The 25,395-nt window shown below is 60.7% G+C and carries 32 protein-coding genes; 20 read left to right on the top strand and 12 right to left on the bottom strand.

All coding sequences use genetic code 11. From position 1 onward, the window contains the following. Positions 1-101: 101 nt before the first annotated feature. Complete coding sequence (locus tag HYG81_RS33925) at positions 102-347, bottom strand: hypothetical protein (RefSeq protein WP_180840583.1); 246 nt, start codon at positions 345-347, stop codon at positions 102-104. Between the two features lie 217 nt (positions 348-564). Here HYG81_RS33925 and HYG81_RS33920 point away from each other — a divergent pair, with 217 nt between their 5' ends. After that, complete coding sequence (locus tag HYG81_RS33920; RefSeq protein WP_180840582.1) at positions 565-960, top strand: hypothetical protein; 396 nt, start codon at positions 565-567, stop codon at positions 958-960. A 72-nt stretch (positions 961-1,032) separates the two neighbouring features. On the opposite strand, the gene HYG81_RS33915 is transcribed toward HYG81_RS33920, so the two are convergent. Next, positions 1,033-1,221: a hypothetical protein gene (locus HYG81_RS33915; protein ID WP_180840581.1), complete on the bottom strand. Its 189-nt coding sequence runs from the start codon at positions 1,219-1,221 to the stop codon at positions 1,033-1,035. Between HYG81_RS33915 and HYG81_RS33910 the strand changes: the two genes are divergently transcribed. The 3 genes from HYG81_RS33910 to HYG81_RS33900 all read left to right on the top strand — a co-directional run bounded on the left by HYG81_RS33910 (position 1,212) and on the right by HYG81_RS33900 (position 2,119). After that, positions 1,212-1,628 (top strand): hypothetical protein, encoded by a 417-nt coding sequence (locus HYG81_RS33910; RefSeq protein WP_180840580.1) that lies wholly within the window; start codon positions 1,212-1,214, stop codon positions 1,626-1,628. The two genes, HYG81_RS33915 and HYG81_RS33910, sit on opposite strands and share 10 nt — an antisense overlap. Before the next feature lie 111 nt (positions 1,629-1,739). After that, positions 1,740-1,883, top strand: a complete 144-nt coding sequence (locus HYG81_RS33905; protein ID WP_180840579.1) for a hypothetical protein — start codon at positions 1,740-1,742, stop codon at positions 1,881-1,883. Continuing rightward, positions 1,880-2,119 carry a hypothetical protein gene (locus tag HYG81_RS33900; protein WP_180840578.1) on the top strand — a complete coding sequence of 80 codons (240 nt, stop codon included), beginning with the start codon at positions 1,880-1,882 and terminating at the stop codon, positions 2,117-2,119. Before HYG81_RS33905 ends, HYG81_RS33900 begins: the two co-directional genes overlap by 4 nt. A gap of 21 nt (positions 2,120-2,140) precedes the next feature. Here the strand turns inward: HYG81_RS33900 and HYG81_RS33895 are convergent, their stop codons facing one another. Beyond that, a complete protein-coding gene (locus HYG81_RS33895) occupies positions 2,141-3,298 on the bottom strand; it encodes a hypothetical protein (RefSeq protein WP_180840577.1) in 1,158 nt (385 codons plus the stop codon). Positions 3,299-3,408: 110 nt separating this feature from the next. Here HYG81_RS33895 and HYG81_RS33890 point away from each other — a divergent pair, with 110 nt between their 5' ends. Together HYG81_RS33890 and HYG81_RS33885 are read left to right on the top strand one after the other, a co-directional pair. After that, entirely contained in the window at positions 3,409-4,482 is a 1,074-nt protein-coding gene (locus tag HYG81_RS33890) for a Cdc6/Cdc18 family protein (RefSeq protein WP_180840576.1), read from the top strand. A 225-nt stretch (positions 4,483-4,707) separates the two neighbouring features. Further along, on the top strand, positions 4,708-5,109 hold the full coding sequence (locus HYG81_RS33885) for a VOC family protein (RefSeq protein WP_180840575.1): 402 nt from the start codon (positions 4,708-4,710) through the stop codon (positions 5,107-5,109). A gap of 333 nt (positions 5,110-5,442) precedes the next feature. Here the strand turns inward: HYG81_RS33885 and HYG81_RS45785 are convergent, their stop codons facing one another. Beyond that, on the bottom strand, positions 5,443-5,802 hold the full coding sequence (locus tag HYG81_RS45785) for a DUF7344 domain-containing protein (protein WP_226375962.1): 360 nt from the start codon (positions 5,800-5,802) through the stop codon (positions 5,443-5,445). 67 nt (positions 5,803-5,869) lie between these two features. Further along, on the bottom strand, positions 5,870-6,529 hold the full coding sequence (locus tag HYG81_RS33875; RefSeq protein WP_180840574.1) for a helix-turn-helix domain-containing protein: 660 nt from the start codon (positions 6,527-6,529) through the stop codon (positions 5,870-5,872). Positions 6,530-6,840: 311 nt separating this feature from the next. Between HYG81_RS33875 and HYG81_RS33870 the strand changes: the two genes are divergently transcribed. After that, complete coding sequence (locus tag HYG81_RS33870) at positions 6,841-7,911, top strand: Cdc6/Cdc18 family protein (RefSeq protein ID WP_180840573.1); 1,071 nt, start codon at positions 6,841-6,843, stop codon at positions 7,909-7,911. 65 nt (positions 7,912-7,976) lie between these two features. Here HYG81_RS33870 and HYG81_RS33865 read toward each other — a convergent pair whose 3' ends face one another. After that, complete coding sequence (locus HYG81_RS33865) at positions 7,977-8,735, bottom strand: TrkA C-terminal domain-containing protein (protein WP_180840572.1); 759 nt, start codon at positions 8,733-8,735, stop codon at positions 7,977-7,979. A 191-nt stretch (positions 8,736-8,926) separates the two neighbouring features. Further along, entirely contained in the window at positions 8,927-9,118 is a 192-nt protein-coding gene (locus HYG81_RS33860) for a CopG family ribbon-helix-helix protein (RefSeq protein WP_180840571.1), read from the bottom strand. A gap of 98 nt (positions 9,119-9,216) precedes the next feature. Between HYG81_RS33860 and HYG81_RS33855 the strand changes: the two genes are divergently transcribed. The 7 genes from HYG81_RS33855 (at position 9,217) to HYG81_RS33825 (ending at position 12,677) form a co-directional block, all read left to right on the top strand. Beyond that, on the top strand, positions 9,217-9,417 hold the full coding sequence (locus HYG81_RS33855) for a CopG family ribbon-helix-helix protein (RefSeq protein ID WP_180840570.1): 201 nt from the start codon (positions 9,217-9,219) through the stop codon (positions 9,415-9,417). Between the two features lie 310 nt (positions 9,418-9,727). Continuing rightward, on the top strand, positions 9,728-10,012 hold the full coding sequence (locus HYG81_RS33850) for a hypothetical protein (RefSeq protein WP_180840569.1): 285 nt from the start codon (positions 9,728-9,730) through the stop codon (positions 10,010-10,012). Further along, positions 10,009-10,749 carry a hypothetical protein gene (locus HYG81_RS33845; protein ID WP_180840568.1) on the top strand — a complete coding sequence of 247 codons (741 nt, stop codon included), beginning with the start codon at positions 10,009-10,011 and terminating at the stop codon, positions 10,747-10,749. Before HYG81_RS33850 ends, HYG81_RS33845 begins: the two co-directional genes overlap by 4 nt. Next, complete coding sequence (locus HYG81_RS33840) at positions 10,746-11,093, top strand: hypothetical protein (RefSeq protein WP_180840567.1); 348 nt, start codon at positions 10,746-10,748, stop codon at positions 11,091-11,093. The genes HYG81_RS33845 and HYG81_RS33840 overlap by 4 nt, the downstream gene beginning before the upstream one ends. Beyond that, a complete protein-coding gene (locus HYG81_RS33835) occupies positions 11,090-11,236 on the top strand; it encodes a hypothetical protein (RefSeq protein WP_180840566.1) in 147 nt (48 codons plus the stop codon). Before HYG81_RS33840 ends, HYG81_RS33835 begins: the two co-directional genes overlap by 4 nt. Beyond that, positions 11,236-12,240 (top strand): hypothetical protein, encoded by a 1,005-nt coding sequence (locus HYG81_RS33830; protein ID WP_180840565.1) that lies wholly within the window; start codon positions 11,236-11,238, stop codon positions 12,238-12,240. The genes HYG81_RS33835 and HYG81_RS33830 overlap by 1 nt, the downstream gene beginning before the upstream one ends. Next, entirely contained in the window at positions 12,237-12,677 is a 441-nt protein-coding gene (locus tag HYG81_RS33825) for a hypothetical protein (protein WP_180840564.1), read from the top strand. Before HYG81_RS33830 ends, HYG81_RS33825 begins: the two co-directional genes overlap by 4 nt. Positions 12,678-12,709: 32 nt before the next feature. Here HYG81_RS33825 and HYG81_RS33820 read toward each other — a convergent pair whose 3' ends face one another. Then, positions 12,710-12,916, bottom strand: a complete 207-nt coding sequence (locus HYG81_RS33820) for a hypothetical protein (RefSeq protein WP_180840563.1) — start codon at positions 12,914-12,916, stop codon at positions 12,710-12,712. A 185-nt stretch (positions 12,917-13,101) separates the two neighbouring features. Between HYG81_RS33820 and HYG81_RS33815 the strand changes: the two genes are divergently transcribed. Together HYG81_RS33815 and HYG81_RS33810 are read left to right on the top strand one after the other, a co-directional pair. Then, positions 13,102-13,398, top strand: coding sequence for a hypothetical protein (locus HYG81_RS33815; RefSeq protein ID WP_226777494.1), 297 nt, complete (start codon positions 13,102-13,104; stop codon positions 13,396-13,398). Beyond that, positions 13,395-13,580, top strand: coding sequence for a hypothetical protein (locus HYG81_RS33810; protein ID WP_180840562.1), 186 nt, complete (start codon positions 13,395-13,397; stop codon positions 13,578-13,580). Before HYG81_RS33815 ends, HYG81_RS33810 begins: the two co-directional genes overlap by 4 nt. Position 13,581: 1 nt before the next feature. On the opposite strand, the gene HYG81_RS33805 is transcribed toward HYG81_RS33810, so the two are convergent. Next, positions 13,582-14,850 (bottom strand): tyrosine-type recombinase/integrase, encoded by a 1,269-nt coding sequence (locus HYG81_RS33805; RefSeq protein ID WP_180840561.1) that lies wholly within the window; start codon positions 14,848-14,850, stop codon positions 13,582-13,584. A 178-nt stretch (positions 14,851-15,028) separates the two neighbouring features. After that, on the bottom strand, positions 15,029-16,111 hold the full coding sequence (locus HYG81_RS33800) for a succinylglutamate desuccinylase/aspartoacylase family protein (protein WP_180840560.1): 1,083 nt from the start codon (positions 16,109-16,111) through the stop codon (positions 15,029-15,031). A 186-nt stretch (positions 16,112-16,297) separates the two neighbouring features. Between HYG81_RS33800 and HYG81_RS33795 the strand changes: the two genes are divergently transcribed. From HYG81_RS33795 to katG, 4 genes are all read left to right on the top strand, one after another. Next, positions 16,298-17,047, top strand: a complete 750-nt coding sequence (locus tag HYG81_RS33795; protein WP_180840559.1) for a GNAT family N-acetyltransferase — start codon at positions 16,298-16,300, stop codon at positions 17,045-17,047. Between the two features lie 490 nt (positions 17,048-17,537). Next, the gene (locus HYG81_RS33790; protein ID WP_180840558.1) at positions 17,538-19,007 is read left to right on the top strand and encodes a flippase; all 1,470 of its coding nucleotides are present in this window, start codon (positions 17,538-17,540) and stop codon (positions 19,005-19,007) included. 120 nt (positions 19,008-19,127) lie between these two features. Then, a complete protein-coding gene (locus HYG81_RS33785) occupies positions 19,128-20,471 on the top strand; it encodes a RimK family alpha-L-glutamate ligase (RefSeq protein WP_180840557.1) in 1,344 nt (447 codons plus the stop codon). Positions 20,472-20,860: 389 nt separating this feature from the next. Next, a complete protein-coding gene (katG, locus tag HYG81_RS33780) occupies positions 20,861-23,047 on the top strand; it encodes a catalase/peroxidase HPI (RefSeq protein ID WP_180840556.1) in 2,187 nt (728 codons plus the stop codon). Between the two features lie 97 nt (positions 23,048-23,144). Here katG and HYG81_RS33775 read toward each other — a convergent pair whose 3' ends face one another. Next, complete coding sequence (locus HYG81_RS33775; RefSeq protein WP_180840555.1) at positions 23,145-24,497, bottom strand: hypothetical protein; 1,353 nt, start codon at positions 24,495-24,497, stop codon at positions 23,145-23,147. 260 nt (positions 24,498-24,757) lie between these two features. Next, the gene (locus HYG81_RS33770; RefSeq protein WP_180840554.1) at positions 24,758-25,348 is read right to left on the bottom strand and encodes a DNA-3-methyladenine glycosylase family protein; all 591 of its coding nucleotides are present in this window, start codon (positions 25,346-25,348) and stop codon (positions 24,758-24,760) included. Between the last annotated feature and the right edge of the window lie 47 nt (positions 25,349-25,395).

Raw genomic sequence — 25,395 nt, 5'->3', positions numbered from 1 at the left:
GCGTGGGCGTGAGATCGCCCGGATAGGGATCGCGGTCGGCTGGGTTTGTTTGGTCGTGGCCTCGAGGCCAGTCGATGGCTCGCTCGTCAGTGGACTAGGTCCTACTCATCGTCCACCTCCTCGCGTGGATCCTCGACGAGCTCGTAGAGTCCAGTGTCGAAGAGATTCTTCACGTGATCGTGCTCCTCGAGGCGCTGGAGACGCTGTCCTAAGTAGGTGCTTGTGATGTCTCTCTTTTCTTCCTCGAGCATTCGGTCACGAGCGTAGACTGGCGTCACGCGCCCCTCCTGCAGATAGTCAAGGAGATCCCGGTCGACATCCCGCAACTCGTCGTCGTCGAGTGCCATGGGATTTGATTGACTGGCTTGCATCACAAACCTACCGATGAGCGCCATCGCAAAGTAATTTCCGATACATGCTACTAATACATACTTGTTATTCGAGTTTGAGTCACAAACTATATGGTGGGGGCCGATAGACTATGGAGTAGAGACGCAGGGTGGCCGGGAAAACAATTCTCGGCCGGGTGTTCCAGCACCCGACCTGTGTCCTCAGACAAGGACAATGTCGACTACAACTCCACCCACGGAAGAAGTTTCGGATAGAACCACACAGATAGACAACATCGTTCTCGAGCGCCGCTCGTGGAACTACGGCTACGTCGGCGAAGACGAGAAAGGCCGTCACCACCACGTCGACCGCAAACTCGAGCGCATCGTTGTGACGAAGTCTCGAGCGGATCGCGACGATTCCGGTGCGGTGCCGGTGTTCTCGCTGCGAGGCCCAATCCTGCACACGGAGGGTATCTTGCTCGGATCGATGGGCGAGGGCGGTGACGATCTCCGGCGCTGGATCGCGTTCATCGACCAGGAGGTCGGCGACGAAGGCGAGAATGGCTGGGCCGAACGACCAGTCTCAGCGGCTGACCAGGCGAACGACATCCTCGAGGAGGTGCTGTAAACGATGATCGCCGGCAGAGATCCCAACGGCTGCGAGCGCTGCGATGCACCCCGGCCGCTTGATGCCCGCGGCCTATGCAACTCCTGCGGGAAGGTTGTCGATCGGCGCGAACTTCAGGCCCGCGTCGCGGATGCCCGCGAACAGCGGGCTCAACAAGATCTCAAGCACCAGCGTCAGATCGCTTGCGAAGCCGAAGCGATCGCCGGCCCAGAGATCCGTGCCGACGGCAGCGACGAAGGAGGTGAGCGGTGATGCAGGCACGGAAGCGACTCAACGAACTCGCCCACAAGCGCGCGAACGCGTTCGACGCAATGATCTGCCATAACAACGTCTACGAGGCAGTCCAGGGCCACCATGATCACGGGGTCGACCTCGAGCGGTACGTCTCGGTCGCGGAGGACGTCTACGAACTCTCGGCTGACGAGGATCTCGAGGACCGCCGACTGGATGTCTTTGGTGCAGCCGAGGAGATCAACGACCACATCGACGATGTCGTCGACGAGGTCATCGCGGCCGCACTTGCGGATCTGCTCGAGGTCGTCGACGACTGGGATGACGTCCACGACCAGGACGATATCGACGCCGCGAAACATGAGGCGCGTAACTGGCTGCAGGGACACTCCGAGGCCGCCGAACGCGCCGGCGTCTGGGAAGAGGTGACCGCGTGATGGCGGCCAGCGGCGACACGGTCGAGATGCGAGTCGAGTTCGAGCGGCCGTTGACCGACGAAAAGGTCGCTGAGCGCTGCCGGGCAATCGCCGAGTTCCTGGAGGGCAACGATGAGTGAGGAAGTCCTCGACGAGGACTGCGACGACTGCGGGACAGCGTTGATCCGGATCGGCGAAGACGACCTCGCGAACAGCCACAACTGCCCGGTCGTGACGTGTCCCAGCTGCCTGACGACTGTCCGGAGGGAACGATGAGCGTCCAGACGGCCAACCTCGAGGCGGCTGCCGAGGCCGTCCCCAAGCACCCGACTGTTCACGACGCCCGGCTCATCGACCGGCGTGATCAGGGCGGCCGGCGCGTCCTCGAGATCGTGCTGGGCCCAGACGTCGACCGCGTCCCGCCGGGTGTGTTGCGGGCGCTGGCCGATGCCGACTGTGGGATCAAAGCAGTGCAGCCCCAAGGCGCATTCCTAAGCGCGATCGCCGAGTAGAAACAGCGGCTCTTTTTGCGGTTACTCGAATTCGAGCGTCCACTCTCCATCGGCATCGACGGCAACCCAAGCACCGCCGTCATTTCTGACTGAGGTCTCTCCTTGGAACTCACCGATCTCATTGAAGACCAGCGTTTGGCCGTATCTGTCCATCGCGGTCTCGTCGATCAAGTGAACGATGAAGTTTTCCTCGCCGTTGTGTTCTCCGGAGACGGTAACGCGGCCGTCAGTCTCGATGGGGCCGACTACATCCATCCCCTCCCCAGACACCTCTGCCGGAGTGTCTACAACAGCCTCCGGGGGAGCGAGTGGCTCAGCAACTTCTACCGACCAACTGCCGTCTGCATCAACATCGAAGTAGTAGTCACCTGGACCGAGTGGGACCGCTACTGCGCCGTCGGTGGTCCCGATCTCGTTGACGGGGATCGTTTCTACCTCGCCCGTCTCGGCGTTAATCAGTTCCACGATGAAGTTCGACTCGCCGTTGTGTTCGAAGATAAAGACAGTCGGTCCACCGGCAACGCTAAACTCATCGGTGACTGTCTGACCGCTGCCCTCGAGCATCTCGGTTTCGTAGTCATACCGGTCGTCAACCTCACGGATCGACTGGAACTCTGCCGGCTCTGAGTTATCGGGCTCGCTGGTATCGCCCCCATCAGATGTTCCATCGGTGTTATCCCCACCATCGCTCGAGTCGTCTGTTCCTCCGGACGATCCATCTGTTTCCCCACCCCCATCGTCGGGATCGTTATCACCGGACCCGTCGTTCGCGGTGCCGGATCCATCGCCACTGTTAGAACCATCACCGCCATCGCCTCCACCACCGTCACCGGCGGCAGGATCCTCGTCAGTACCGTCGACCTCTGGCTCAGCCCCAGCGTCGCCTGGGTCTTCGGTATCCGGAACAGCAGCACCGACCACCCCGAGCGCGATGATAACAATCGCGAAGACGACGATCCCTGCACTCCACCCGCCGCCACCGACGCCGGGGAGTGCACCCAGCGGCGAGTTCGCAACGGTGTCGCCGAGTCCGTTGCGATTCGTCCCAATCGCAAACAGCAGATAAAACGGCAGTGCGATCACCACGAACGGTAGTAAAACGAAATAGAGAATCGCTACTACGATGTTCCGTCCAGTCGCCCCTGACTCCATCAACGGAATACGGTCTGTGAATGCCATGTCCAGTATGTATCACTGAAATCTAAAATACTGTGGGAAAGTCTGGGGCGGCCACTGTTTCGAAACGCCGCCCATCACGGCTTTTATGACACCCATCGAAACGGTCTGGTATGATTGAATCTCGGGATGTCTTTCGGGACGATTACCCCACGCCCATTCTCCACCGAAACGAGGAGTTGAACTCGCTCTCGCAGGCTCTCAAACCGACAGGATACGGCCAGCGAGCGCGGGACGTGTTGATCCACGGCCCGAGCGGTGTCGGGAAGTCTGCATCGGCGCGCTGGATGCTTCGCGATCTCCGGCAGCGGTGGGGCCTCGCGTCGACCGTCATCGAATGCTCGGGCAAGACACGGAACGGGATCCTCTACGAAGCGGTCACGGAACACGATGGTGAGAGCTTCGTCCATCAAAACCACCCACGTGAGAAACTTGTCGACGTGCTCGAGGCGATCGTCGACGGCGACCCCTATGTCCTCGTGCTCGATGAGGCCGACGTCATCCCTGACCTGGATGTCCTCGAGGATCTGTTCGCCGTCGACGGCGTCTCGGTCATCGCGATCGCCCACCAGCAGGTCAAGTGGCTCAACCGCGTCGATCGTGACCTCCGGCCGCACTTCCATGGTGAGAGTCAAATCGAGTTTCGGAAGTACGGCGTCGACGAGCTCGTGGACATCCTCGAGCCCCGCGTCGAGCACGGTCTGATTGGGGATCCAACCCAGGACGGACATCTCGGGCGGATCGCTGACGAGACCGGCGGCGTTGCCCGATGGGCGATCAAGTCCGTGCTCTCGGCTGCGGAGCTGGCCCTTGAGCGCGGGCATGACCACTTCCACGATGAGGACGTCGACGACTCGTTCGAGCACGCGATGCAGAAGATCCGGAAAGCGAACCTGCGGTCGTTGCCGCTGCCCCACCAGCGCCTCTACGAGATCGTGCGGGTTCGAGGCCCACTGCCGGCGGGCGAGATGAAAACGGTCTACCGAGAGCACAAGGCCGCGATCTTCGAGGGACGTGGCCACGACCCCGTTAAGTGGCGGCAAGCGTGGAATTATCTCGATAAGATGGCCGACTACGGGCTGGTCAAGATGCCCGGCGAGACGAACGCGACCGTGTACAAGGTCGTGGACGAAGCGTTAGAAGCGCCTGTCGAGTTCGATCCGCGAGCGACTGCAGAACTGGATTGATCTGTTCGGTCAAATCAGATTATTCGGAGTTTCCTACCTTCGGAACAACTGCACACTACAGCTGCTGACTGAACACCAAAGCGTTTGTCAGATAATATTGAGGTTTATCGAGTTGTGCTGAATACAGAGCGCGAATGTGGCACGAACTGAGGAGCGATCAACGCGGAATACCAAACGCTCAGTACAGTGCAATATTTATCTACTGATCGAATCTCTCTTCGACTGATGAGGCCCAGAATCACGCTCGTGACCCTCGGTGTCGAAGATCTCAACCAGTCCATCAGTTTCTATCGGGACGGCCTCGGTTTCCCGATGCAAGATCGGGACGAGGATAGTGATGTAGCTTTCTTCGAACTTGAGGGTACGTGGCTTTCACTCTACCCGAGAGACCTCCTCGCCGAGGATGCGGCCGTTTCCGACGACGGAACCGGGTTTTCTGGAGTTACTCTAGCGCACAACGTTCCGAGTAAGGACGAGGTGGAATCGCTTCTCGCGGAAGCCGAGGCTGCGGGAGGTCGTATAGTCAAGCCAGCTCAGGACGTATTTTGGGGTGGATATTCCGGTTACTTCGCCGACCTTGACGGTCATCTGTGGGAAGTAGCGTATCCAGAACTCACCGATGAGTAGCTTCGCCCTGCTGCATTGAAATCGGAACTCGACTGATTCACATCCGCATGTATCGATGACACCAAGACCGAACGGAATAAACGAAGCCTCTGTGCTGCGTCCATCCTCTGTATTCAGCACGTCGTTTCTAACAGTTACTCGAGAGTTGGATGGTCGCTCCGGTAACGCCTTCGCCTGTACTTACCGCTGATTCATGATCTTTTGTCCGACCCTGGCGAACTTCTCGGACACAGTACTTCCGGTAACTACGTCTGCTTATTGACCGAACCTCCATTCAGACACCACTGAAGTAATACACGCCCCATATCGCAAATAGAGAGACATCTGCACGAACTACAACTTAATTGGTTCGTCGAGATTCGGATCGGTACCGAGAATTACAGATAGATGGGGCTGTAGCTGGTCGAACTGTTCCGTTGGTTCCACGATTTGACGTTCCGAATCGTATTCGAGGACTCCTGCCGATTCTAACTTTGGAATGTGCGTTTCGTGTAGCGAGGACTGAATTTCCGTTAGCACCTCTCCAGAAGCTTCGGTAACTGGCATATGATGATTATAGGTGAGAATCGTACTCCTGAGGTCATTCACCGTCAACGAACGCTGTTCTTCTGCGAGTACCGCGAGGATGATGCGACGATGCTCATCTCCACATAGGTCAAGTACTATATCGAACGTGATGGGACTCTCGTTCATTACACCATGTTAGAAGACCCGTACGGGTCACCTCTGCTTTTTAGTATCCAACATACTCTTAAGTGTTCTACTGAGAGAGAGCCGATACGTCGGATAGTGTCTTCCCGAGGATGTGCTTGATTCCGCGCCGGAGTCTGGATGCGACAGCCTGCTGTGAGATGCCGAGTTCGCCGCCGATTTCTTCCATCGTTGTCTCGCGCGGGGATTCGAAGTAGCCACGCTCGTAGGCCAGCACCAGCGCCTCTTGTTGGGTGTCGGTCAGCGCCGCCTCGGTAGCCGTCTCGACCGGCGTGAGCGCGTGCAGCTCCGTGAGCGTGATCGGGATGTCCACTTCCCGACATCGGGATTGAAAATCAGCAATATCGCCGCGGGTGTCGCCACGAATATCGAACGTCCACTGCTTGTTCGTCCCGACGGCTTCGATGAGCGCGACCTTCGTCTCCGTCAACGTGGTTAATACGTCGTCGTAATCCACCGCCCACTCGACGCGCAATAGATGCTCGTCTTCGACGGAGTCGACGAACTGGATTCGCTTCACGCCGGGATGCTCCAAGAACGCATCTTCGACATCGTCCACTCTGGTTCCCCGAACCCAGAAGTAGGGGATCACCACGTCTTGAGCGGGGATGATCCGCTCCAGTTCGACCGACACATCTGGTAATTGTTCGAACACCGTCCCCAGCGGGAACTCGTCCGATGGAACCGTAAAGGAAGCTTCTGTAGCCATCATCCAATCCGTGGTGCCCTGAGCGTAAATACCCTCTACGGGACTGTCCAACTAAGTTACGAACAGATTTTGCGTTTCGTGTTCGGCACCGACTTGATATGTCTTTGCCCTACACTTAACACAAATTTTATATAAAACCCTGAATAAAGAAATCATGCTACCATCTACTGGTCTCGTTTCGGAATTCGTAACGGAAGCGACAAACCATTCTCTTGACGGTTGTACTGCCAGATTTCTCTGATAAGTCCTGTATCGGAATTATCGGAAACCGGGGTCCATCACTTTTGTCGGGGACGTGAGAGTGTCGGCGTATGATCGAATCGAAGTGGGTTTTCGACGATGAGTACCCGACCGACATCCTCCATCGACATGAAGAGAAAAACTCGCTCTCTCGGTTGCTCAAGCCGGCGACGGTCGGGAACCGCGCCGATGATATCCTGATCCACGGTCCAAGCGGCGTGGGGAAGACGGCGACTGCTCGCCAGATGCTGCGCGATCTCCGTCAGCGGTCCGCGGTCAGCTCGGCGCTGATCGAATGCTCGGGTAAGACAGGCAACGGGATCCTCCACGAGGCGATCGAGAAATATCCGAAAGGGACGATGGTCCACCGAAACCAGCCACGGGAGGAACTCGTCGCGATGCTCGAGAAGATCGTCGACGGGCCGTCTATCGTCGTGCTCGACGAGGCGGACGTGATCCCCGATCTGGATGTCCTCGAGGATCTGTTCTCGGTCGACCTCATCTCGGTGATCGCGATCACACACCAGCATGTCGAGTGGCTCAACCGCGTCGACCGCGACCTCCGCTCTCGCTTCCACGGCAACAGTCAGATCAAGTATCGGAAATACCACGTCGACGAGCTCGTGGATATCCTCGAGCCCCGCGTTGAGCACGGCCTGACTGGGGATCCAACCCAGGACGGACACCTCGAGTGGATCGCCGACGAAACGAACGGCGTCGCACGGTGGGCGATTAAAACCGTGCTCTCCGCTGCAGAACTGGCCCTCGAGCGTAACCACGACTACTTTTTCGACGAGGATGTCGCGGACGCGTTCGAGCACGCAATGCAGAAAATTCGGAAGGCGAACCTCCGAAGTCTGCCGCTGCCACACCAGCGGCTGTACGAGATCGTCCGGACGATCGGGCCGGTCTCCGGCGGCGAGATGCGCGAGGTCTATGGCGAGCAGAAAGAGGCAATCTTCGAAGGGCGGGGATACGATCCAGTCTCGTGGCGGCAGGCGTGGAACTACCTGAGCAAAATGGCCGACTACGATTTGATCAGGATGCCTGGTGACACGAACGCGAAACAGTACGAAGCGACCGACGAAGAGTTAGAAGCGCCCGTTAAGTTTGATCCTCGAGAGGCTACGGAACTGGGTTGATCTATTCGGTTAAAATAGATTATTCGAAGTGTTCTACCTTCGGAACAACTGCACACTACAGCTGCTCATTGATCGATAAGCTCAGCCTGTTCGTCAAGCACATCTTTGTGTTCCTCAATCGCGTCTTCGTGAGCATCCACATCGCCTTCGGCACGATCAGAGAGTTCCTGCAACCGGCCTTCCTTTCCGTACAGGACGACAGTGTCGTCAGGATGGATCTCTGTATCTGATCCTGGGGCACCAATGTAGTCGCCATTTCGCTGAATGCCGAGCAAGAGCACACCCTCTTCACCGAGGTTCATCTCGTCGGCGCTATTGTTCGAAAGCCAGTCGTCCTGGTTCACGTCTACTTCAGCGACCCGATACTCGCTTTGGAGTCCAAGCATCCGGGTATAGTCTTGGATCGCTAGGTCTGTCGTCCGTTCGAGAGCCCGTTCAATGAGGGGTGTAACGGCTTCATTAAGCAACTGACTCTTCGCGATGGCAATAATCAGAAGCACGCCACCAAGAATATAGACGAGTGTAAGCGAATTTTCGCCACCAGAGTTGATGAACGACAGGAGAAGTGACGCGAGTGCACTCACGACACCGATACTCCCGATGCGAATTAACCATAAGACCGTGGTTCGTCTGCTGGGCTCGGAAACCGTAAATTCGGCCTCTTCAGTCGTAAAACCGGCCCCAGAGAACGCCGATGCGGCCTGAAATGTGGAGACATCGGACGAGAGTCCGGTCATCCGAAGCGCGATTGAGCCAATCCGAATGACAAGTAGAGAGAGGGCGAAGATGATGAGAACCGAGAAAATTTGGTTTGTTGCAACCATGCGCGTGTCTACCACAGGGCTGTAAAAGAGTCCTCGCACGTTACGTAGTGCACAGTTAGTGACCTATACTGAACGGCAACGAAGATGGCCGACTATGATTTGATTAGGAGGCTCGGAGACACGAACGCGAAACAGTACGAAGAGTTAGAAGCGCCTGTCGAGTTCGATCCGCGAGAGACTGCAAAAGCGGATTAGTCAGCTGTCGCCATCGTCGCCGTCGAATCCGATTTCGAGTTTCCCTCTACCCACTCCTCCATGAGAGTACGGATGACCTCACTCCTCGAAGCGTCGCGATCAATCTCTCCCTCCGCCTTCAGCTCGAAGACTTTGTCGTCGAAGTCCTCGAGCAGCTCGTCGGGAACAGTGATCCCAGTATTTGCCATAGTGGTGTGGTGGTACCTTGGTAATATAAATGCTAGTGGTCTAAACAGTCTGGTGAGCTACCAAACGTTTATACTGGTAGGCTGGTAAAGTGGTGATGATGGCATCTCCAGGGGTAAGCATCCCGGACGAAATGATCGAGGACGTCGACGAGATTGCCTACGAGCGTAGCGAACCCGGTAATTCGGTAAGCCGCTCGGAAATCATCCGCGAGGCGATCGACGAATATCTTGAGCGGCAAGACTGCCGGCCGGATCAGGCAAACGACGACTCGGTCGAAGGAGCACAGGCTACGAACTAAACCGAAGTGAGGCGGGCGTCCCAAGCGCCCGACTCGAGGAGACTCTGATACGCATGATCAAAGACGCGACACGCGGTCATAGTTACACAGCGGATAAGACGGTTGCAACAGCCGGTAACAGGCAATTATCCGCCAGTAGCTGTTTCGAAATGCCGCGGGTCGCTTTTAGTGTGTATCAGGTTCAACAGAGAATCAGTTACTCGCGGCCACGGCCGGAGCGCGCCAGGTACCAACTTTCGCGCCCCGGCTGTCCGCGGGTTCCAGACGACAACCATCCGGGGCTGGAATGTGCCCCGGGACGACTGAAACCATGTACGCAGACGACAACCATACAGAAGACGATACCGGATCGAATAGTACCAACACCGACGATCGTATCCCTCGAGACTCGGCGGCTCTCGAACACGCGGCTCGACGCGCCGCTCGCGAGGACATCGCTCGGTGCTTCGACAAGGTCGAGAAGGACGCACGGGCCGACCGCCGCACTCGCCCTGTCGGGACGCTGACTCCCTCCGGGCGCTACTGTATCGAAGGCGACGGCGACGACGCGTGGATCACCAGCCGCTGGGCGGTCGGCGAGGATGATCTGCGATGATCGCCGGCCAGCTGGCACTCCTCCAGGAGCCTGCCACTGACCTCCTCGAGAACACTCACGATCAGACGGGGCGCGCCCTCGAGGTCGAAGAGACTCAGACCTACTTGGACGACCTCGTCATCCAGTCCGGACTGGTCGCCGGCGAAGTCCCTCAGGAAGAAGAACGCGTCCTCTTGGATGGCCACGAGATCGAGACCGAGACACGGAAGGTCACCCGGAAGGTTGCCAGCGAGTGGGTCGCCGATGTCGACGGCGAGGGCTGGATCCTTGCCGAACGCACGCACTCGAGCGACCTCGAACACGAGCCCGACTGGCCGTTCAACGAGTTCTCGCGGTTCGCCGGCCCGGAGATCGCGCCGGTCCGGCTGAAGCCCTGGGAGTTCGTGCGCAACCAGCGCGACGCCGATCGGGAGTGGACGGTCGAGATGGTCACCCAGGAATCCAACCTCGACGACGTCACGATCGAGTGGGGCCACGGCGCGCTCAAGTCCAAGGCCACCGACGCCGACGTCGGCGTTGCGGGGACGATCTTCTGGAACGACGTCCACATCCGGCTCGTCATCTACGCGAGCGGTTATCTGGCCATCTGGGAGCCTGCCGAGATGAAGCCCGAGCTGCTCGGGCGGTTCATCCACGAAGAGATCGTCCCGGTCGCGACGTTCGACGACGAAGCCGACGTCGAGGAGGACGAGGGCGCTGAGCAGGCGACACTCGAGGACAGCGGGGCGGAAGCATGAGCGTCTATGAGACCAAGACCGTCCGCGTCCACGAGCCCGAGCGCGGGCAGTACATGTACTTCATGCTGACCCGATTCGACGGCGAGGACCACATACTCGGCGAGATCGGCTACATGTCGGAGTACATCAACATCGCGCTAATGAGCCAGAGTAAAGGCGTCCGGGTTCACGACACCGATGCCTACGCGCTCGTCAGCAAGTATCCAGGCGAACTCCACGGCACTATCTGGTTCGAGTTCGCTTACAACGTCGAACACGGCGGGATCTTCGACGACCTCGAGGACGGTGATCGGCTCTCGCCTGAGGACGTCCAAGAGCTGATCGGCGAAGAGGTGACGGCATGAGCGCCGAAGAGTTCCGCACGACGCTCGACACCGCTCTCTCGTCGGCGATCGCCGGCGACGCCGACCTGGGCGAAGTCGATCAGGCTCTCGAAGATGCACGCGGACGTATCGACGAGATCCGGACGGCTCGAGGTGAGGCCTGATGTCCTCGTGCCCGACCTGCGGAAACCGCGACTACCTCTGCCAGAGCTGCAAGATGGACGAACTCGAGGACCGCCTCGGCCTCCCAGAGGATCACTTCGACGCCGACGCAGGGATCGTCTGCTGGGTCCAGGACCTCGACGGTGACTGGCACGCCTCGGTGTACTTCGAAGGCACGCGCCACGCCGCTGCCTGCGGTGACCTCCTCGAGACACCGGTCGCCGACGTCCGTGACGATCCACGACGACTCGCGGACGCCCACACGTGCGATGACTGCGAGGCTGCCCTCGAGGCCGACGAGGATGAGACCGTCCCCGATGGCGGCGAGTTCGCGACGGCGAGCGAGCTCCGAGCCGACGGCGGTGAGGTCGACGTCTACCAGTGGGTGCTCGACAACGTCTACGAGTACCCCGCGACGACGGACTCCCGCTGGGGCTCTCGTGGCAACCTCGTCCACCAGGGGCGGAAGCTCAACGGCGTCACCAAGGACGACGTCCAGGCGGCGATCGCCCGCGCGGTCGACAACGAGGACCTCATCTCGTGGCACGGGCTGCTGGCCCTCGCCGAGATCGACCGGCTTCGAGAGATTGTCCGCGTCGAGCACGAAGAGCACAAGATCACCCGACAGATCCTCGTCGGGAAGTGCAACAAGCTCATCGCGACGAAGAAGCTGGAGCAGGAGCAGGCCGACGAGAACGCCAAGCGTGAGGTCGCGACCGACGGGGGCGTCGATCAGTTCTCGAACAAGACAGGTCTGTTTGAGCCCTCATACAGAGTAAAGCGACTTCCGCCGCACTTGCAGATACCTCGGCCCATCGCCTTCAACTCTCCATCTGAGAGATCAATTCCAGGCTGTATTAGCCCACATTGGTCGCAGGTTAGAACTACCCGTTTTGCTCTCTCGGTCATTTTACCAGGAAACATTACCGCTGGCTACGGTAATAGCCTTTCCCAACTGTCACTACCACTGGAACAATCACTACAGCTGGGAGGTGACCAGCAGTGACGGGCGGCTCGTACCGAACCTGCTGCGACGACTGCGAGTCCAAGATCCGTGCGTCGGCGCACTACTGTCCCGACTGCGGGGAACGCCAGCAGTGGTTCACCGACGACGAGGAGCCTGACGGCAACCTCGAAGAAGTCTTTCGCCGCGAGACGATCACCGAGGCCGGCGATGGCGGCCTCCTGGTCGGCGAGCGCGAGGTCGTCGATCGCGTCGACGACGTCTGCTCCGAGCTCGAGGCACTCCGCGACGAGGTCGACAACCCGGATGTCCAGGCAGCGCTGCGCTCTGCGATTGGCAGCGCCTGGAGTGCGTCGGTGATCCAGCGCCTCGACGAGAATAGCGATATCCGGATGATCGCCGACACGGGGCGCGGGAGTACATCCGTTCGTGGGCCTGTGACAGACGTTTACACACGCGAGCGGGGTGAGTCGCGATGAACCCCGACAAGTCCTCGAGCGGAACCGTTCGATTAGGAATCGTACGCGAGGTACTCAACAGCAAGGACCAGTCTGTAGAACAGATAAATCACGATTGCCGTAATAGCGAGTGGGATCCACACTGTCCAAATCGCCCAGTTTCCGAGTATGATACCCGAGAAAAAGCCGATTGCGATGAGAGCACCCACGATATATCCAATGAGTGGCTCTGCGTCTCTTACGTCCTGATTGGAGGGCATACAACCCTTTTCCGATCGAGTGATCAAAAACATTCCTGCCATTCTAGACGTGAAATCGCCGATGGAGGCCGATCACTACAGACGGAGACCGACCGCGCTCAGGTGGATCCGCGAGTAGCCGGTCTACTCGTGGTCGCCCTCGGGCTCGTTCTCGTTGGCGTGATCACTGTAGGGGCGATCGTCCCATGAGCGCGACCACACAGTCTCCGCGGAACTTCGAGCTCGAGATATCGGCTCATGCTCGACGCCGCTGGGAGAAGCGATCGTCCCAGCGGCATCTGGACCCACGGGCAGCGTGGAGTGAGGCAGAGCCGGTCCACTACCCGAGTCTCAAGCCGCCTAGCGAACACGCACGCTACCACGAGTCGACGGATCTCGTCCTGTTGGTGGCCCAAGACGGCACGATGACGACCTGCATTCCCCTGTCGGATCGATCTCCAGACGAACAGCAGTATGTCCGCAATCAGGTGACCGACCAATGAGCCAACCAGATTCAGCAAGCGAGATACGGTTTATAGAATCCGACGAAGATGATCCGCTGAGCTTCTGCCGACAGCATCCCGACGCGGTCCGGGAGGCGAAACAGCAAGCCAAAGAAGAGGGATACAACGCGTTTGCAGCAGCCTGCGACGCTGTGTTAGAAGAGGTCGATCCCGATGAGTAACTCACTCCGGCGTATCAGCGTCGACCTGGACGTCGTTCGTGGCCAGTGCGCTCAGGATCTCACTCACTCCGAGTTGGACGTGTTCCCCGTCGGCGTTGACGATGAACTGAGAGCCTTCGGCAGTCGCTTCTTTTGTGGCCTCACGAGCCTCCGGAGTCACGGCATCGCCACACCGCGGGCAGTAGTCATGATACGGCGCGATGGGTTCGAGACAGTTTCCACACGGCTGACGCTCCTGCGACGGGCCATCGTCACTGTCTCCGAGTCCAACCTTCTCGAAGATAGCGTCGTTGTGTTGCTCGCCAGAGATGTGTTCGTATGTACTCCACATATTGGAGTCAACCGTCCAGTGGACCCGGTGTTCGACCTCTGCACGGTCGTAGCCTTCGCGACGCATTCGCGTGATCGCGCTGTGACGGAAGTTGTGGGGGTTGACCGGCTTCTCGAGATCTGCCTTCTCGGCCGCTCGGTGGAGCTGGTTCCTGATGGTCTGTGGGGCGAGCGAGCCATCGTCTCCCTCGAGGTCGTTGCCATGCCCCTCCATTTTGTGGAAGAAGGCGACATCGTCACGATCGGGGCGCGGGTGGACACGATGGAGGTAAGTTCGCAACGTTGCCTTGGCGTCGATGATCGGATAGGGGCGGATTCCCGCTCCCTTCAACCCCGACGCGTTCGGGTTCGGTGTGAACGTCGCCTGGTCGCTCTCGAGATCGACATCGCCGACCCGAAGAGAACCGACGAGCGAGATTCGGGCCCCGGTATCAGCGAGGAACTCGACGAGTGCGATATCTCGGAGGTTGTTCGCACCGTCACACAACGCTTTGATGTCCTCGTTCGTCAGGATATCGTCCTCGGTGACTGGCGTCGAGTCAGGGGTGACCAGTTCGATGTCTTCGGCCCAGGAAAAATCCGTCTCGACGAGGCTATCGATCGTCGTGAGGAACTTCTTCAACGCGAACTGGTATGTCTGAACGGTCTTGGCGGCGAATCCGGGCGTGTCGCCTCGGCCGTACTCCGGCGAGTGTTGCAGCTCGAAGATGAACTCGTCGAAGCTATCCTCGTCGAGATCGATGAGCGGTTGGTCGAGGCGCTTCGCGTTAAGTCTGAGATTTCCCAGGTATTCGGCCATGCTGCTGGTCTTCACTCGACCGTCGCACTTCCGGACGAATCGCTTGACGTAGGGCTGGTCCTTGGGGTGAAACTCGTCGATACGATCGAGTTGCTGCTGAAATCGGCGATCAAAACTCTGGAAATCGTCAATGTCACCCATACCACAATAATGAGAGTCCGCTATTATAATACTGAGTCAGGTAAAGAAGTTACTTTTATCTCTTCCGCCGGGATATTGGTGCGCAATAGTACTGGCAGAAACAAAACCGATTTCTCAACAAAGGCCGAATTGGTTCGGGTATCCTCCAAGCCGTCCGACTTCCGGCCCCAGTCGACCGTCAGAGGTCCGACCGCGAACTCTCCGGCGTGCGCTCGCGCTCGAGAGCCGTAAGCGTGTCCGGCGAGAGGCCGACGAGGTGGCAAAGTGGGTTCCCCGGGTAGACGACGGGGTTCTCGAGGACGCCGACGATGAGGCCGGTGAAGGGGGCATCGACCGTAACGATGTCCTCTTCCTCTTTGAACGGGTTCGTGATCGTACAGATCACCTCGCCTTCCTCGACGAGCGCGCCGCGACCGCGTTTCATGTCGACGATTCCGCCGGCGTCGGCCCGGAGCCACGTTTTCTCGTTGTCGTCGTCGATGATCGTTCGCCAGCCGGGCCAGTGAACGGAGGACTCCCGGTGCAGGCCGAACTCCGCGAGGACGCTCGCGACGCCGGTGAGCGCGCGGTCGATCAACCGCCGCTGGAACCGGTGGGCTTCACCCATTTCGACGGTAATCGTGGGAATCCCGGCCTCGGTCGCCTCTCGGCGTAACGTCCCCGACGGCCCCTCGCCCGCGATGATGACGTTCGAACTGAACGCCATGGCGAGTCTCCCGACATCGGAGCGCTCCATGTTCGCCCGGACGTGCAGCATGTTCGTCCGCCCCCGCGTAGACGTATGGAAGTCGACTCCGAGGTCACACGGTTCGATGAAGTTCGTGTAGATCTGGTGGGCCATCCGTCTGGCACTCGTCGACCCCTCGCGTCCGGGGAACGATCGGTTCAGGTCTCGGTCGTAGATCGGCAGATACCGTTCCTGAGCGAGGAAGCCGGGTACGTTCATCACGGGGAGACAGACCAGCGTCCCGTGGAGCACGGAGTGGTCCCAGTCGTGGGCGACCTCGCGAACGACCTCGATTCCGTTGAGTTCGTCGCCGTGGGCCGCCGCCGAGAGGAATATCGTCGGTCCCGGGTGTTCGCCGTTGATCACCGTGACGGGGATCCTGACGGGGTCGCCGAGATACGTTTCGCTGATGCCGTATCGGATGTTCGCCGACTCGCCGGGATCGACCCGGCCGCCGTTGTACGTAAAGGCCTCGGCCATCGTTTCGGAGTCGGTCGACTCGTCGGGCGGTTCGGTGGTCGCGTCGTCGCTCATATGACGTGCTCCGGCGGCATCACCGTGAATGTTCTCCCTTCAGTCTTGCCGACCAGTTCGCGGTATATCCTCTCGAGCGAACCTATGCTGCGTTTTCCGGAGAAAAATCGGTTTCCCGCCAACTCCGTCGAGCAAAACCTGGGACTGTGGGCATACGTTTTGTATCTGGCTGTGCTACGGACAGCCATGGAAATTCGTGAGGCAACTGACTCGGACGCTGCAGCGATTCGCTCGATCGCACACGACTCGCTCAACTCCACGTACACGGCCTTCCTCGAGGAGGATACCATCGACGATGCGATCGACCAATGGTACGGCGACTCGCTCACCGACGAGCTGGCTGACGACCGCGCGCTCTTTCTGGTCGTCGAACGCGACGGCGAGATTGCCGGGTTCTCCCAGAGCGAACTGGTCGGCCAGCAGGCCAACACTGGCCAATTGCTCTGGTTGCACGTCCATCCCGACTACCGCGGCGACGCGACGGGCGTTCGATTGCTGGTCCGTACCCGGGAAGCGTTACTCGAGGAGGGCGCGGACGGAATCCAGTGTTTCGTCCTCGCGGACAACGAGGGCGGCAACGAGTTCTACCGGGCACACGGGTTCGAGCAGGCCGGCCAGCGCGAGGTCGAGATCGGCGACGAAACCTTCACGGAAAACCGCTACGTCGAGGCCGGCCTCAAGGACGACGGGTGGGACGCGGTCGACGAACTCTCGGTCGACGGCGAGACGATCTATGTGAGTTACGGAGAGGCCGCCCGCGGAACGAAGTCGCCGTTTTACACGGCCTACAAGAGCGAGGATCACAACGACCGCTACGCCTGGTTCTGCGGGAACTGCGACTCGATCGACAACGCGATGGATTCGATGGGACGGATCGAGTGCAACGCCTGTGGCAACCGGCGCAAGGCGACCCGCTGGGACGCGTCGTACCTCTAGACCGTCCGGCCCCGTTTCTTGTCAAATCCCGTTTCTTCTCTGACTTCGTTCTCGTCTCCGGTCTTGTTCTTGAGTCTGATCCCGTTCTCAGGTTACACTGTTTCCCTTGTGGAGTGGTGTGGATCGGTTTCGAGCAGGTAGTGTAACTCGGTCCTATTCAGGTGGCGACATTCGGTTCCGTTCGGATACTGAAACTCAATTCGAGCGGTAGTCTGACCTATCTCTTGGCGATTCAATGCTGTCTTTGCCCCGAGTATGGTTCACGTTCGACCGTTTTTGTAGCGGTATGCTCGGGATACACCCCGAGTGACCGAGAACACACGTCGTTTCGGGCTGTTCATCGGGATGACCGTCATCGACGGCCTATTGCGATCGATTTCCGCCTTTTGTCTCCGCATTACAATTGCCCGATTACTCGATGGGACGACCACGTTGGTCCCGATCACCTTCACGTCGGCCGATTGCGCGCGTCTCACCACCTCGAGAGACTATGAATAGGGAGGATCACATCGTCAGCGGCTTCAAGGCAACGCTCGTTGCGCGCGCGGTTTACATGCTCTCGAGCGCGCTATTGATGTTCGTCCTGGCGCGGTACCTGCTCGAACCGGAGGGGTACGGCGCGCTCTACTGGGCGATCGGAGTGTTAGCGATCGTCCAATTGTTCTCGGATCTCGGGCTCAGCCGGTCCGTCGCACGGTATATCTCCGAATACCGTGAGGCCGATCCGGGCCAGGTTCCCCACCTGCTCAGATCGACGGTCACGATCAAGCTCATCCTGATCGCGGCCGTCTCGTACGTCCTCTTGCTCTTTCACGAGCAGCTCGCGAACGCGCTCGGCGAACCGGAAGCGGCCCCGTTTCTCGCCGCCGGCGTGCTCTATCTCGGCGTCTTCTCCTTTAGCGCGTTCTCGCGGGTCGCGTTTCAGGGCTTCAACCACCTCGGCTACAGCGCGATCGTCCAGGCGATCAGCGGAGCCGGTCGACTGCTCTTCGCCGTCGCCTTCGTCCTCGCGGGATTCGGCGCACTCGGTGCGTTCTTCGGCTACATCGTCGGCTACGCTATCGCCGCCGTCATCGGAATGGGAATCCTCTACTACGGGTTCTACACCCAGTATGATGCCGCAGATGAGTACGAGGAGGGGCTCTCGCGGCGCCTCCTCGAGTACAGCATCCCGCTGACGGCGACCCAGAGCGCGAACGTCATCGACAAGCAGATCGATATCGTCCTGGTCGGGGCCTTCATCAATCCGGCCGCGGTCGCGTTCTACACCCTCGCGAAGCAGATCACCGAGTTCGTGCTCGCGCCCGCGGCGTCGCTCGGTTTCACCATCTCGCCGAACTTCGGCGAACAGAAGGCGGCCGGCGAACTCGAGGAAGCCAGGCGGCTCTACGAGACGTCGCTGACGAACGTCCTCTTGCTCTACATTCCGGCGGCGGTCGGCCTCTCGATCGTCGCGGGACCGCTCCTGACGATGGTCTTCGGGACCGATTACGCCGGTGCGATCCCCGTCCTGCAGGTGCTCGCCGGGTTCGTCGTGCTCCAGGCGATCACGAACCTGACCAGCGACAGTCTGGACTATCTGGGTCGCGCTCGAGCCCGGGCGGTCGCGAAGGGTGCGACCGCGCTGGCCAATTTCGGATTGAACATCGTCTTGATCCCGGTAATCGGCGTCGTCGGCGCGGCGATCGCGACGGTAGCGACCCACTCGGTGTACGTCGCGGTCAACCTCTACATCGTCCACACCGAACTCGGCTTGCACGTGGGCCGACTCGCACGGACGACGGGACTTATCTGTGCGATCACGGGCGTCATGGCGGTCGCCGTGTTGCTCGTAACGCCGCTGGTCTCGAGCCTGCTCATGCTGCTCGGGGCGATCGCCCTCGGTGCCGTCACCTGGGCCGTGCTGGCGGTGCTGAGCGGGCTGGTCGATCCGGGACAGGTTCGATCGGTCATCAGTTGATGGCACTCTCCATGTCGACTTCCGTCCGTGCCAGTGTCCTTCTCCCGATACTCCACCATCGGTCCCGCTCGAACTGAATGAACTATCAATACTTATCCGACGGCTCGGTGTCTAGTTCGTATGGCTGTTGCCGATCCCGTGACCGTCGGGGTATTGAGTCTCCATACGAGTAAAGAAACCAAGGCGATTCTCAACGCCGTCGAGGATCTCGGACACGACACCGAGTGGCTTCGCACCGAGAACACGTCAGTCAGCGTCGTCGACGGCAGTCCCGTCCTCGAACCCGAAGTCGACGTGATCGCGAACCGAATGCTGCTGTCGAACACCGAACAGCCCGCCGAGGAACTCGGGCTGGTCAACGCCTTCTCGCAGTTAGTACCGACGCTCAACGAGCCGAACGCGGTGATGACGGCGATCCACAAGCTCTCGACGGCGACCGCGCTCGCGTCGAACGACGTCCGGACGCCCGACGTCACGCTCGCGCTCAGCGGCGACAAACTCAACGCCGCGCGGGACCGCTACGGCGAGGAGGCCGTGTACAAGACCGCCATCGGCACCCACGGCGGTGGCACGTGGAAGGTCGGTCCTGACGACCCGATCAACGCGAAGGTCGGCAACCGGTACGCCTTTCTGCAGGAACTCGTCGATCAGGAGGACGTCCGCCACCGCGACCTGCGCGTCTACGTCGTCGGCGGCGAGGTCGTGGCCGCGATGTATCGCTACGCGCCGGACAACGACTGGCGCACCAACGTCGCGCTCGGCGGCTCCGTCGAGGACGCGACCGACGACCTCCCCGATGAAGCGCGCGAGATGGCCCAGCGCGCGTCGGATATCGTCGGCCTCGACTACGCTGGCGTCGACCTCGTCGAGGGCGACGAGGGCTGGTTCGTCCTTGAGGTCAACCCGACGGCTGGGTTCAAAGGGCTCTACGAGGCGACACAGGTCAGTCCAGCACCGCATATCGCGAAACTCGCGATCGAACAGGCGGGCGGCGAGGTCGACGACGAACGCGTGCAGGACCTCGCGAACGTCCTTGACGACTCGCGGCCGACGGCCCAGCCCCCGGACGCGAGAGCACAGGATACGGAGCCCGCCGTGATCGGCTACACGGAGGAAGTCATCCTCTCGGGGACCAGTGGGTCGAAGACAGTGCTCGCGAAGTCCGACACCGGAGCCACGCGGACGAGCATCGACACCGGCCTCGCGGCCGACATCGGTGCCGGCCCGATCAAGTCCATCACCCACATTCGATCCGGCAGCAGCAAACAGTCCAAGAGCCGCCCCGTCGTTGACGTCGTCGTCGGCGTCGGTGGGAACCAACACACCGTCACGGCCAGCGTCGAGGACCGCAGCCACATGGACTACCCTGTCTTGCTCGGCCGCGATATCCTCGGTAACTATCAGGTCGACGTTAGTCGCCGGATCGACAGCGATGCGAGCGATACTCCCGAAGAGGAGGAGTGAACGGCGGGGACACGTTCGACCGCCGCCCGAACGGAGACCGAAAATCGTCTTTCGATTCCGAAAGTTATCCTGGTGGACACGTACGTCGGGATCGCGTTTGGCTCGCTTATTCCGCACTGTCCGGTCGGCCGGTAGCTCGGTGACCGACGGGATTCTCGTACGCCAACTCGGTGAGTACGAGGGATCTCCCCACCGAGACCGAAAGGGACTGAGAGTCGCTGGCGACCTGTTCCACCGAGCTCCGACCGGCCGAAGCGCCCGTGCTGAATACGCGGCACACATCCGCTGTCGAGGGAGGTTTTTAATTATGCAAAATATGTTTTCCTACACCGAAGAGTTACCCACCCGAGTAGCAAATCTTAATAGGGAAAAATAGCAATTGTACATTGATGAGTAAGTCAAACCAAGACTGGTGGCCGAACCGGTTGAACGTGGATCTCCTCGATCAGAACGTCCCCACGTCCAGCCCGATGGACGAGGACTTCGACTACGCCGAAGAGTTCCAGAAACTCGACCTCGAGGAGGTGAAGGCGGATCTCACGGACCTGATGACGTCGTCACAGGAGTGGTGGCCGGCCGACTACGGCCACTACGGGCCGCTGTTCATTCGGATGGCGTGGCACAGCGCCGGCACGTACCGGACCAGCGACGGCCGCGGCGGCGCCTCGGGTGGTCGACAGCGCTTCGCGCCGCTCAACAGCTGGCCCGACAACGCGAATCTTGACAAGGCGCGCCGCGTACTCTGGCCCGTCAAGCAGAAGTACGGCCGCAAGCTCTCGTGGTCCGATCTGATCGTCCTGGCCGGGAACGTCGCCCTCGAGTCGATGGGATTCGAGACGTTCGGCTTCGCCGGCGGGCGCGAGGACGAGTACAAGCCCGACGACGCCGTCGACTGGGGGCCCGAGGACGAGTGGGAAGGGTCCGACCGCTTCGGCGAGAACGGCGAACTCACGGGGAACCTCGCCGCCACCGTAATGGGGCTCATTTACGTGAATCCGGAGGGCCCCGACAGCGAGCCGGACCCGGAGAAATCCGCGGAACGGATTCGAGAGTCGTTCGGCCTGATGGCGATGACCGACGAGGAGACGGCCGCGCTCATCGCCGGCGGACACACGTTCGGGAAGGTCCACGGCGCTTCCGATCCTGACGAGCACATGGGCCCCGAGCCCGAGGCGGCCCCGATCGATCAGCAGGGCCTCGGCTGGGAGAGCAGCCACGGCTCCGGCAAGGGGTCCGACGCGATCACCAGCGGAATCGAGGGCCCGTGGAACTCCACGCCGACCCAGTGGGACATGGGCTATATCAGCAACCTGCTCGAGCACGAGTGGGAGCCGGAGAAGGGCCCCGGCGGTGCCTGGCAGTGGACCACGAAGAGCGGCGAACTCAACGCCGCCGCGCCCGGTGCCGAGGACCCGGACGAGAAGGAAGACGTGATGATGCTGACGACGGACGTCGCGCTCAAGCGCGATCCCGACTACCGGGAGATCATCGAGCGCTTCCAGGAGAATCCGAACGAGTTCCGGGAGGCGTTCGCGAGGGCCTGGTACAAGCTGATCCACCGCGACATGGGTCCGAAAGAGCGGCTCCTCGGCCCGGAAGTGCCCGACGAGGAGATGCTGTGGCAAGACCCCATCCCCGACGCCGACTACGACCTGATCGGCGACGAGGAGATCGCCGAACTCAAGGAGGAACTCCTCGCGTCGGACCTCTCGGTCTCCCAGCTTGCCAAGACTGCCTGGGCATCGGCGTCGACGTACCGCGACAGCGACAAACGCGGCGGCGCCAACGGGGCTCGCATCCGTCTCGAGCCGCAGAAGAGCTGGGACGTGAACGAGCCCGACCAGCTCGAGACGGTGCTGTCGACCTACGGAGCGATTCAGGAGGAGTTCAACGGCTCGCGATCCGACGACGTACGGGTCTCGCTGGCCGACCTGATCGTGCTGGGCGGTAACGCGGCCGTTGAGCAGGCCGCGGCCGAGGCCGGCCACGACGTCGAGGTTCCGTTCGAACCGGGCCGTACCGACGCGACGCAGGAACAGACCGACGTCGAGTCCTTCGAGGCGCTCAAACCGAACGCCGACGGGTTCCGGAACTACTACAGCGACGAGGCCGACCAGTCCCAAGAGGAGTTGCTGATCGACAAGGCGGATCTCCTCGACCTGACGGCGCCCGAGATGACGGTGCTGGTCGGTGGCATGCGCGCGCTGAACGCGACCTACCATGACTCCGAGCTCGGCGTCCTCACCGATCGGCCGGAGACGCTGACCAACGACTTCTTCGTGAACCTGCTCGACATGGACTACGAGTGGGACGCATCCGACGACTCCCATGACATCATGGGCTGGGAAGCGCCCACCGACGACTCCGACGACGGCGAGGTGTTCGAGCTGATCGACCGCGAGACGGGCGAACTCGAGTGGACGGCCACCCGTGCGGACCTCATCTTCGGGTCGAACGCCCGGCTTCGAGCCATCGCGGACGTCTACGCGTCCGACGACGCGGAGGAGAAGTTCGTCCGTGACTTCGTGGACGCGTGGAGCAAAGTGATGAAGCACGATCGCTTCGACCTCGAGTAATCGAGCGGTCGTGACGGCACGGACTGAATAGCTAGTCGCCCCGTTCGCTGGGACGACACGCCGCCCGATCGGAACGCTCTCCGCCCCATTTCTCGCGTTACTCGCCGCTCCGAATGACGACTTCGTCGTCCGTGATCTCCAGTATCTGCGAGGACTCGACCGGGTAGTCGTCGTCGCCGTGGCCGCCCCAGTCCATGCGCGCTTTGAGCCGATCCGTCAGCCCGGGTTCCGGATCGACGTACGCCGTCTGTCCCTCGACTTCGGCGACCATGCCGATCTGCTGGCCCGACTCGTCGACGACGTCTTTCCCCTGATCGTCCTGAGAGAGTTCCATCGCCGGCGACTCCGCCATCTCGTCCGTCGTTCCCATTCCGGTGTCAGTCCCGGCGCTCGCCGTCGCTCCCTCATCCTCGACACCGGTACCGGTGGTGCCGGACTCGGCACTCGTCATCGTCTCGTCGCCCGTGGTCCCGGCGGTTCCGGTTTCCATTTCGCCGGTCCCCATGGACTCGTACTCGTCGACGTCGATGATCTCGCCCTCGAGCAGCTCGCTGGTGAGCACCTCGGACTCGATCAGTTCGGTGTCCTCGAGCATGTACCGCATTCGCAGTCGCTCGGTGACCTCCTCTTCGATCGTTCGGCGCTCGAGGAGTTCGCTCTGGACGGCGTCTCCCTCGGTCCGCTGGCTCTGGATGACCTCCTGCTGGACCACGTCGTCGGGCGTCACGTTCGAGCGGACGACGTCGCTCTCGAGGATGGATCGCTGGACGCTCTCGAGTTCGATGTCCGTCCGGATATCGTCCCGCTCGAGTTCCTCGTCTTGCTCGATATCGACGTCGACGACCTTGCTTTCGACGATGTAGCGTTCGATCTCCTCGATGGTGTCCATATGCGTTTCGTCGACGGTCACCTCGATCATGTCGTCGGAGACGAACTCGGTCTCGACGATATCGCGGTCCACCAGTTCGGAGTCGACGACCTCGCGCTCGACCAGATCCGTGTCGATCACTTCGCTCTCGATCGTATCCCGTTCGACGATTTCCCGTTCGACGACCTGGGTCTCGACGATTTCGGTCGTTACCGTCTCGCCGCTTCGCAGCGAGTCCTCGAGTTCGTCACGACCGAGATCGGCTCGCTCGAACGCCTGCTCGCGCTCGACGATTTCAAAGAAGCCCATTTCCTCGCCGGTCGGCTCCTCCTCGTGGTAGACGAAGACGAGGTCGTCGTCGTCGAAGCGCTCCTCGAACTCGTCCCAGGTGTACTCCTCGTGGTGTTCGCCCATCTCGTCGCGGCGGGTGAAGGAGTGGCCGTGACCCTCGCTGTCCCGTACCCTGACCGGGACGGCGTCGCGGGCCTCGGCCCACTCCCTGATCCGCTCGGGATCGGTGGTCATTCGTCGCTGTGACGGGTCGCCTGTGGACGGGTCGTCTGCGGGCATGTCGTCTGCCATACTCACATCGCCGGGCGAGTCACACTTGAGTCGGCGTGGCCCTCTCAGTGGTCAGTATCTCCTTTCTCGAGAATCCGCGTCCGGCCTGCATACTCGGGGACGTAATCGCGGTTTATCCGCTCGATCGCCCCGATTCCCGGTCTGCAGGGCCGAGGCAGTGTCCGATTACCGATCCCGGTAGTGACCGTTTCAGTCCGTCCAGTCTCGAGCGACGTGCGTCTGTTCGCCGATTCCCCGACCCGTCGGCGATCTCGGCTGCGCTACTCCGATTCGTACTCGGCCCAGATGTACCGCGTGGCGACGCTCCGATACGGCCGCCACGGCTCGGCGATTGCGCGCATCTCCGCGCGGGTCAGCTCCTCGTCGTCGCCGTACAGTTGCTCGATCCCGCGGCGAACGGCGAGGTCGCCGAGGGGAAGCACGTCGGGTCGCTCGAGGACGAACAGGAGGTACATGCGTGCGGTCCACGCACCGATTCCTTTGATCTCGGTGAGGAGATCGACGACCTCGTCGTCGGAGTGCGAGGCGAGTCCCGCTCGCGTGTAATCGTTCTCCTGAAAGGCGCGAGCGGCGTTCCGGACGTACTCGACCTTGCTCCGGGAGAGTCCAGCGTCCCGGAGGGCCGCCTCGTCCGCGGCCAGGACGGACGCCGGCGTCACGTCCCTCTCGAGGAGGTCGAATACGCGCTCGCGGACGGCCGCCGCGCTCGCGGTGGAGAGCTGCTGATTGATGATCGAGATACAGAGCCGTTCGTACTCGTCCCAGTTCGGTTCGACGTAGGGGTCGTGTCGGTCGACGAGCTCGGCCATTACGTGGTCTTGCCGGAGGACGGCGTGTGCCTCTTCGTTCATGCGAAGGTACGGATACGGGAGTACAGTACCGAGAGCGCATATGCGTC

Origin of the sequence: Natrinema zhouii, from assembly GCF_013456555.2 — an archaeon.
Classification (GTDB): Archaea; Halobacteriota; Halobacteria; order Halobacteriales; family Natrialbaceae; genus Natrinema; species Natrinema zhouii.
Note: the sequence above shows the minus strand (reverse complement) of the source record. Positions and strands in the feature narration are given on the sequence as shown.

Coding starts and splice junctions, on each gene's coding strand:
- HYG81_RS33895 (WP_180840577.1), bottom strand. CDS start 3,298: ATGGCATTCACAGACCGTATTCCGTTGATGGAGTCAGGGGCGACTGGA.
- HYG81_RS33905 (WP_180840579.1), top strand. CDS start 1,740: ATGAGTGAGGAAGTCCTCGACGAGGACTGCGACGACTGCGGGACAGCG.
- HYG81_RS33795 (WP_180840559.1), top strand. CDS start 16,298: ATGGAAATTCGTGAGGCAACTGACTCGGACGCTGCAGCGATTCGCTCG.
- katG (WP_180840556.1), top strand. CDS start 20,861: ATGAGTAAGTCAAACCAAGACTGGTGGCCGAACCGGTTGAACGTGGAT.
- HYG81_RS33850 (WP_180840569.1), top strand. CDS start 9,728: ATGTACGCAGACGACAACCATACAGAAGACGATACCGGATCGAATAGT.
- HYG81_RS33835 (WP_180840566.1), top strand. CDS start 11,090: ATGAGCGCCGAAGAGTTCCGCACGACGCTCGACACCGCTCTCTCGTCG.
- HYG81_RS33800 (WP_180840560.1), bottom strand. CDS start 16,111: ATGAGCGACGACGCGACCACCGAACCGCCCGACGAGTCGACCGACTCC.
- HYG81_RS33840 (WP_180840567.1), top strand. CDS start 10,746: ATGAGCGTCTATGAGACCAAGACCGTCCGCGTCCACGAGCCCGAGCGC.
- HYG81_RS33775 (WP_180840555.1), bottom strand. CDS start 24,497: ATGGCAGACGACATGCCCGCAGACGACCCGTCCACAGGCGACCCGTCA.
- HYG81_RS33920 (WP_180840582.1), top strand. CDS start 565: ATGTCGACTACAACTCCACCCACGGAAGAAGTTTCGGATAGAACCACA.
- HYG81_RS33785 (WP_180840557.1), top strand. CDS start 19,128: ATGGCTGTTGCCGATCCCGTGACCGTCGGGGTATTGAGTCTCCATACG.
- HYG81_RS33830 (WP_180840565.1), top strand. CDS start 11,236: ATGTCCTCGTGCCCGACCTGCGGAAACCGCGACTACCTCTGCCAGAGC.
- HYG81_RS33805 (WP_180840561.1), bottom strand. CDS start 14,850: ATGGGTGACATTGACGATTTCCAGAGTTTTGATCGCCGATTTCAGCAG.
- HYG81_RS33770 (WP_180840554.1), bottom strand. CDS start 25,348: ATGAACGAAGAGGCACACGCCGTCCTCCGGCAAGACCACGTAATGGCC.
- HYG81_RS33845 (WP_180840568.1), top strand. CDS start 10,009: ATGATCGCCGGCCAGCTGGCACTCCTCCAGGAGCCTGCCACTGACCTC.
- HYG81_RS33875 (WP_180840574.1), bottom strand. CDS start 6,529: ATGGCTACAGAAGCTTCCTTTACGGTTCCATCGGACGAGTTCCCGCTG.
- HYG81_RS33890 (WP_180840576.1), top strand. CDS start 3,409: ATGATTGAATCTCGGGATGTCTTTCGGGACGATTACCCCACGCCCATT.
- HYG81_RS33810 (WP_180840562.1), top strand. CDS start 13,395: ATGAGCCAACCAGATTCAGCAAGCGAGATACGGTTTATAGAATCCGAC.
- HYG81_RS33865 (WP_180840572.1), bottom strand. CDS start 8,735: ATGGTTGCAACAAACCAAATTTTCTCGGTTCTCATCATCTTCGCCCTC.
- HYG81_RS33815 (WP_226777494.1), top strand. CDS start 13,102: ATGAGCGCGACCACACAGTCTCCGCGGAACTTCGAGCTCGAGATATCG.
- HYG81_RS33885 (WP_180840575.1), top strand. CDS start 4,708: ATGAGGCCCAGAATCACGCTCGTGACCCTCGGTGTCGAAGATCTCAAC.
- HYG81_RS33860 (WP_180840571.1), bottom strand. CDS start 9,118: ATGGCAAATACTGGGATCACTGTTCCCGACGAGCTGCTCGAGGACTTC.
- HYG81_RS33820 (WP_180840563.1), bottom strand. CDS start 12,916: ATGCCCTCCAATCAGGACGTAAGAGACGCAGAGCCACTCATTGGATAT.
- HYG81_RS33925 (WP_180840583.1), bottom strand. CDS start 347: ATGGCACTCGACGACGACGAGTTGCGGGATGTCGACCGGGATCTCCTT.
- HYG81_RS33790 (WP_180840558.1), top strand. CDS start 17,538: ATGAATAGGGAGGATCACATCGTCAGCGGCTTCAAGGCAACGCTCGTT.
- HYG81_RS33900 (WP_180840578.1), top strand. CDS start 1,880: ATGAGCGTCCAGACGGCCAACCTCGAGGCGGCTGCCGAGGCCGTCCCC.
- HYG81_RS33910 (WP_180840580.1), top strand. CDS start 1,212: ATGCAGGCACGGAAGCGACTCAACGAACTCGCCCACAAGCGCGCGAAC.
- HYG81_RS33870 (WP_180840573.1), top strand. CDS start 6,841: ATGATCGAATCGAAGTGGGTTTTCGACGATGAGTACCCGACCGACATC.
- HYG81_RS45785 (WP_226375962.1), bottom strand. CDS start 5,802: ATGAACGAGAGTCCCATCACGTTCGATATAGTACTTGACCTATGTGGA.
- HYG81_RS33855 (WP_180840570.1), top strand. CDS start 9,217: ATGGCATCTCCAGGGGTAAGCATCCCGGACGAAATGATCGAGGACGTC.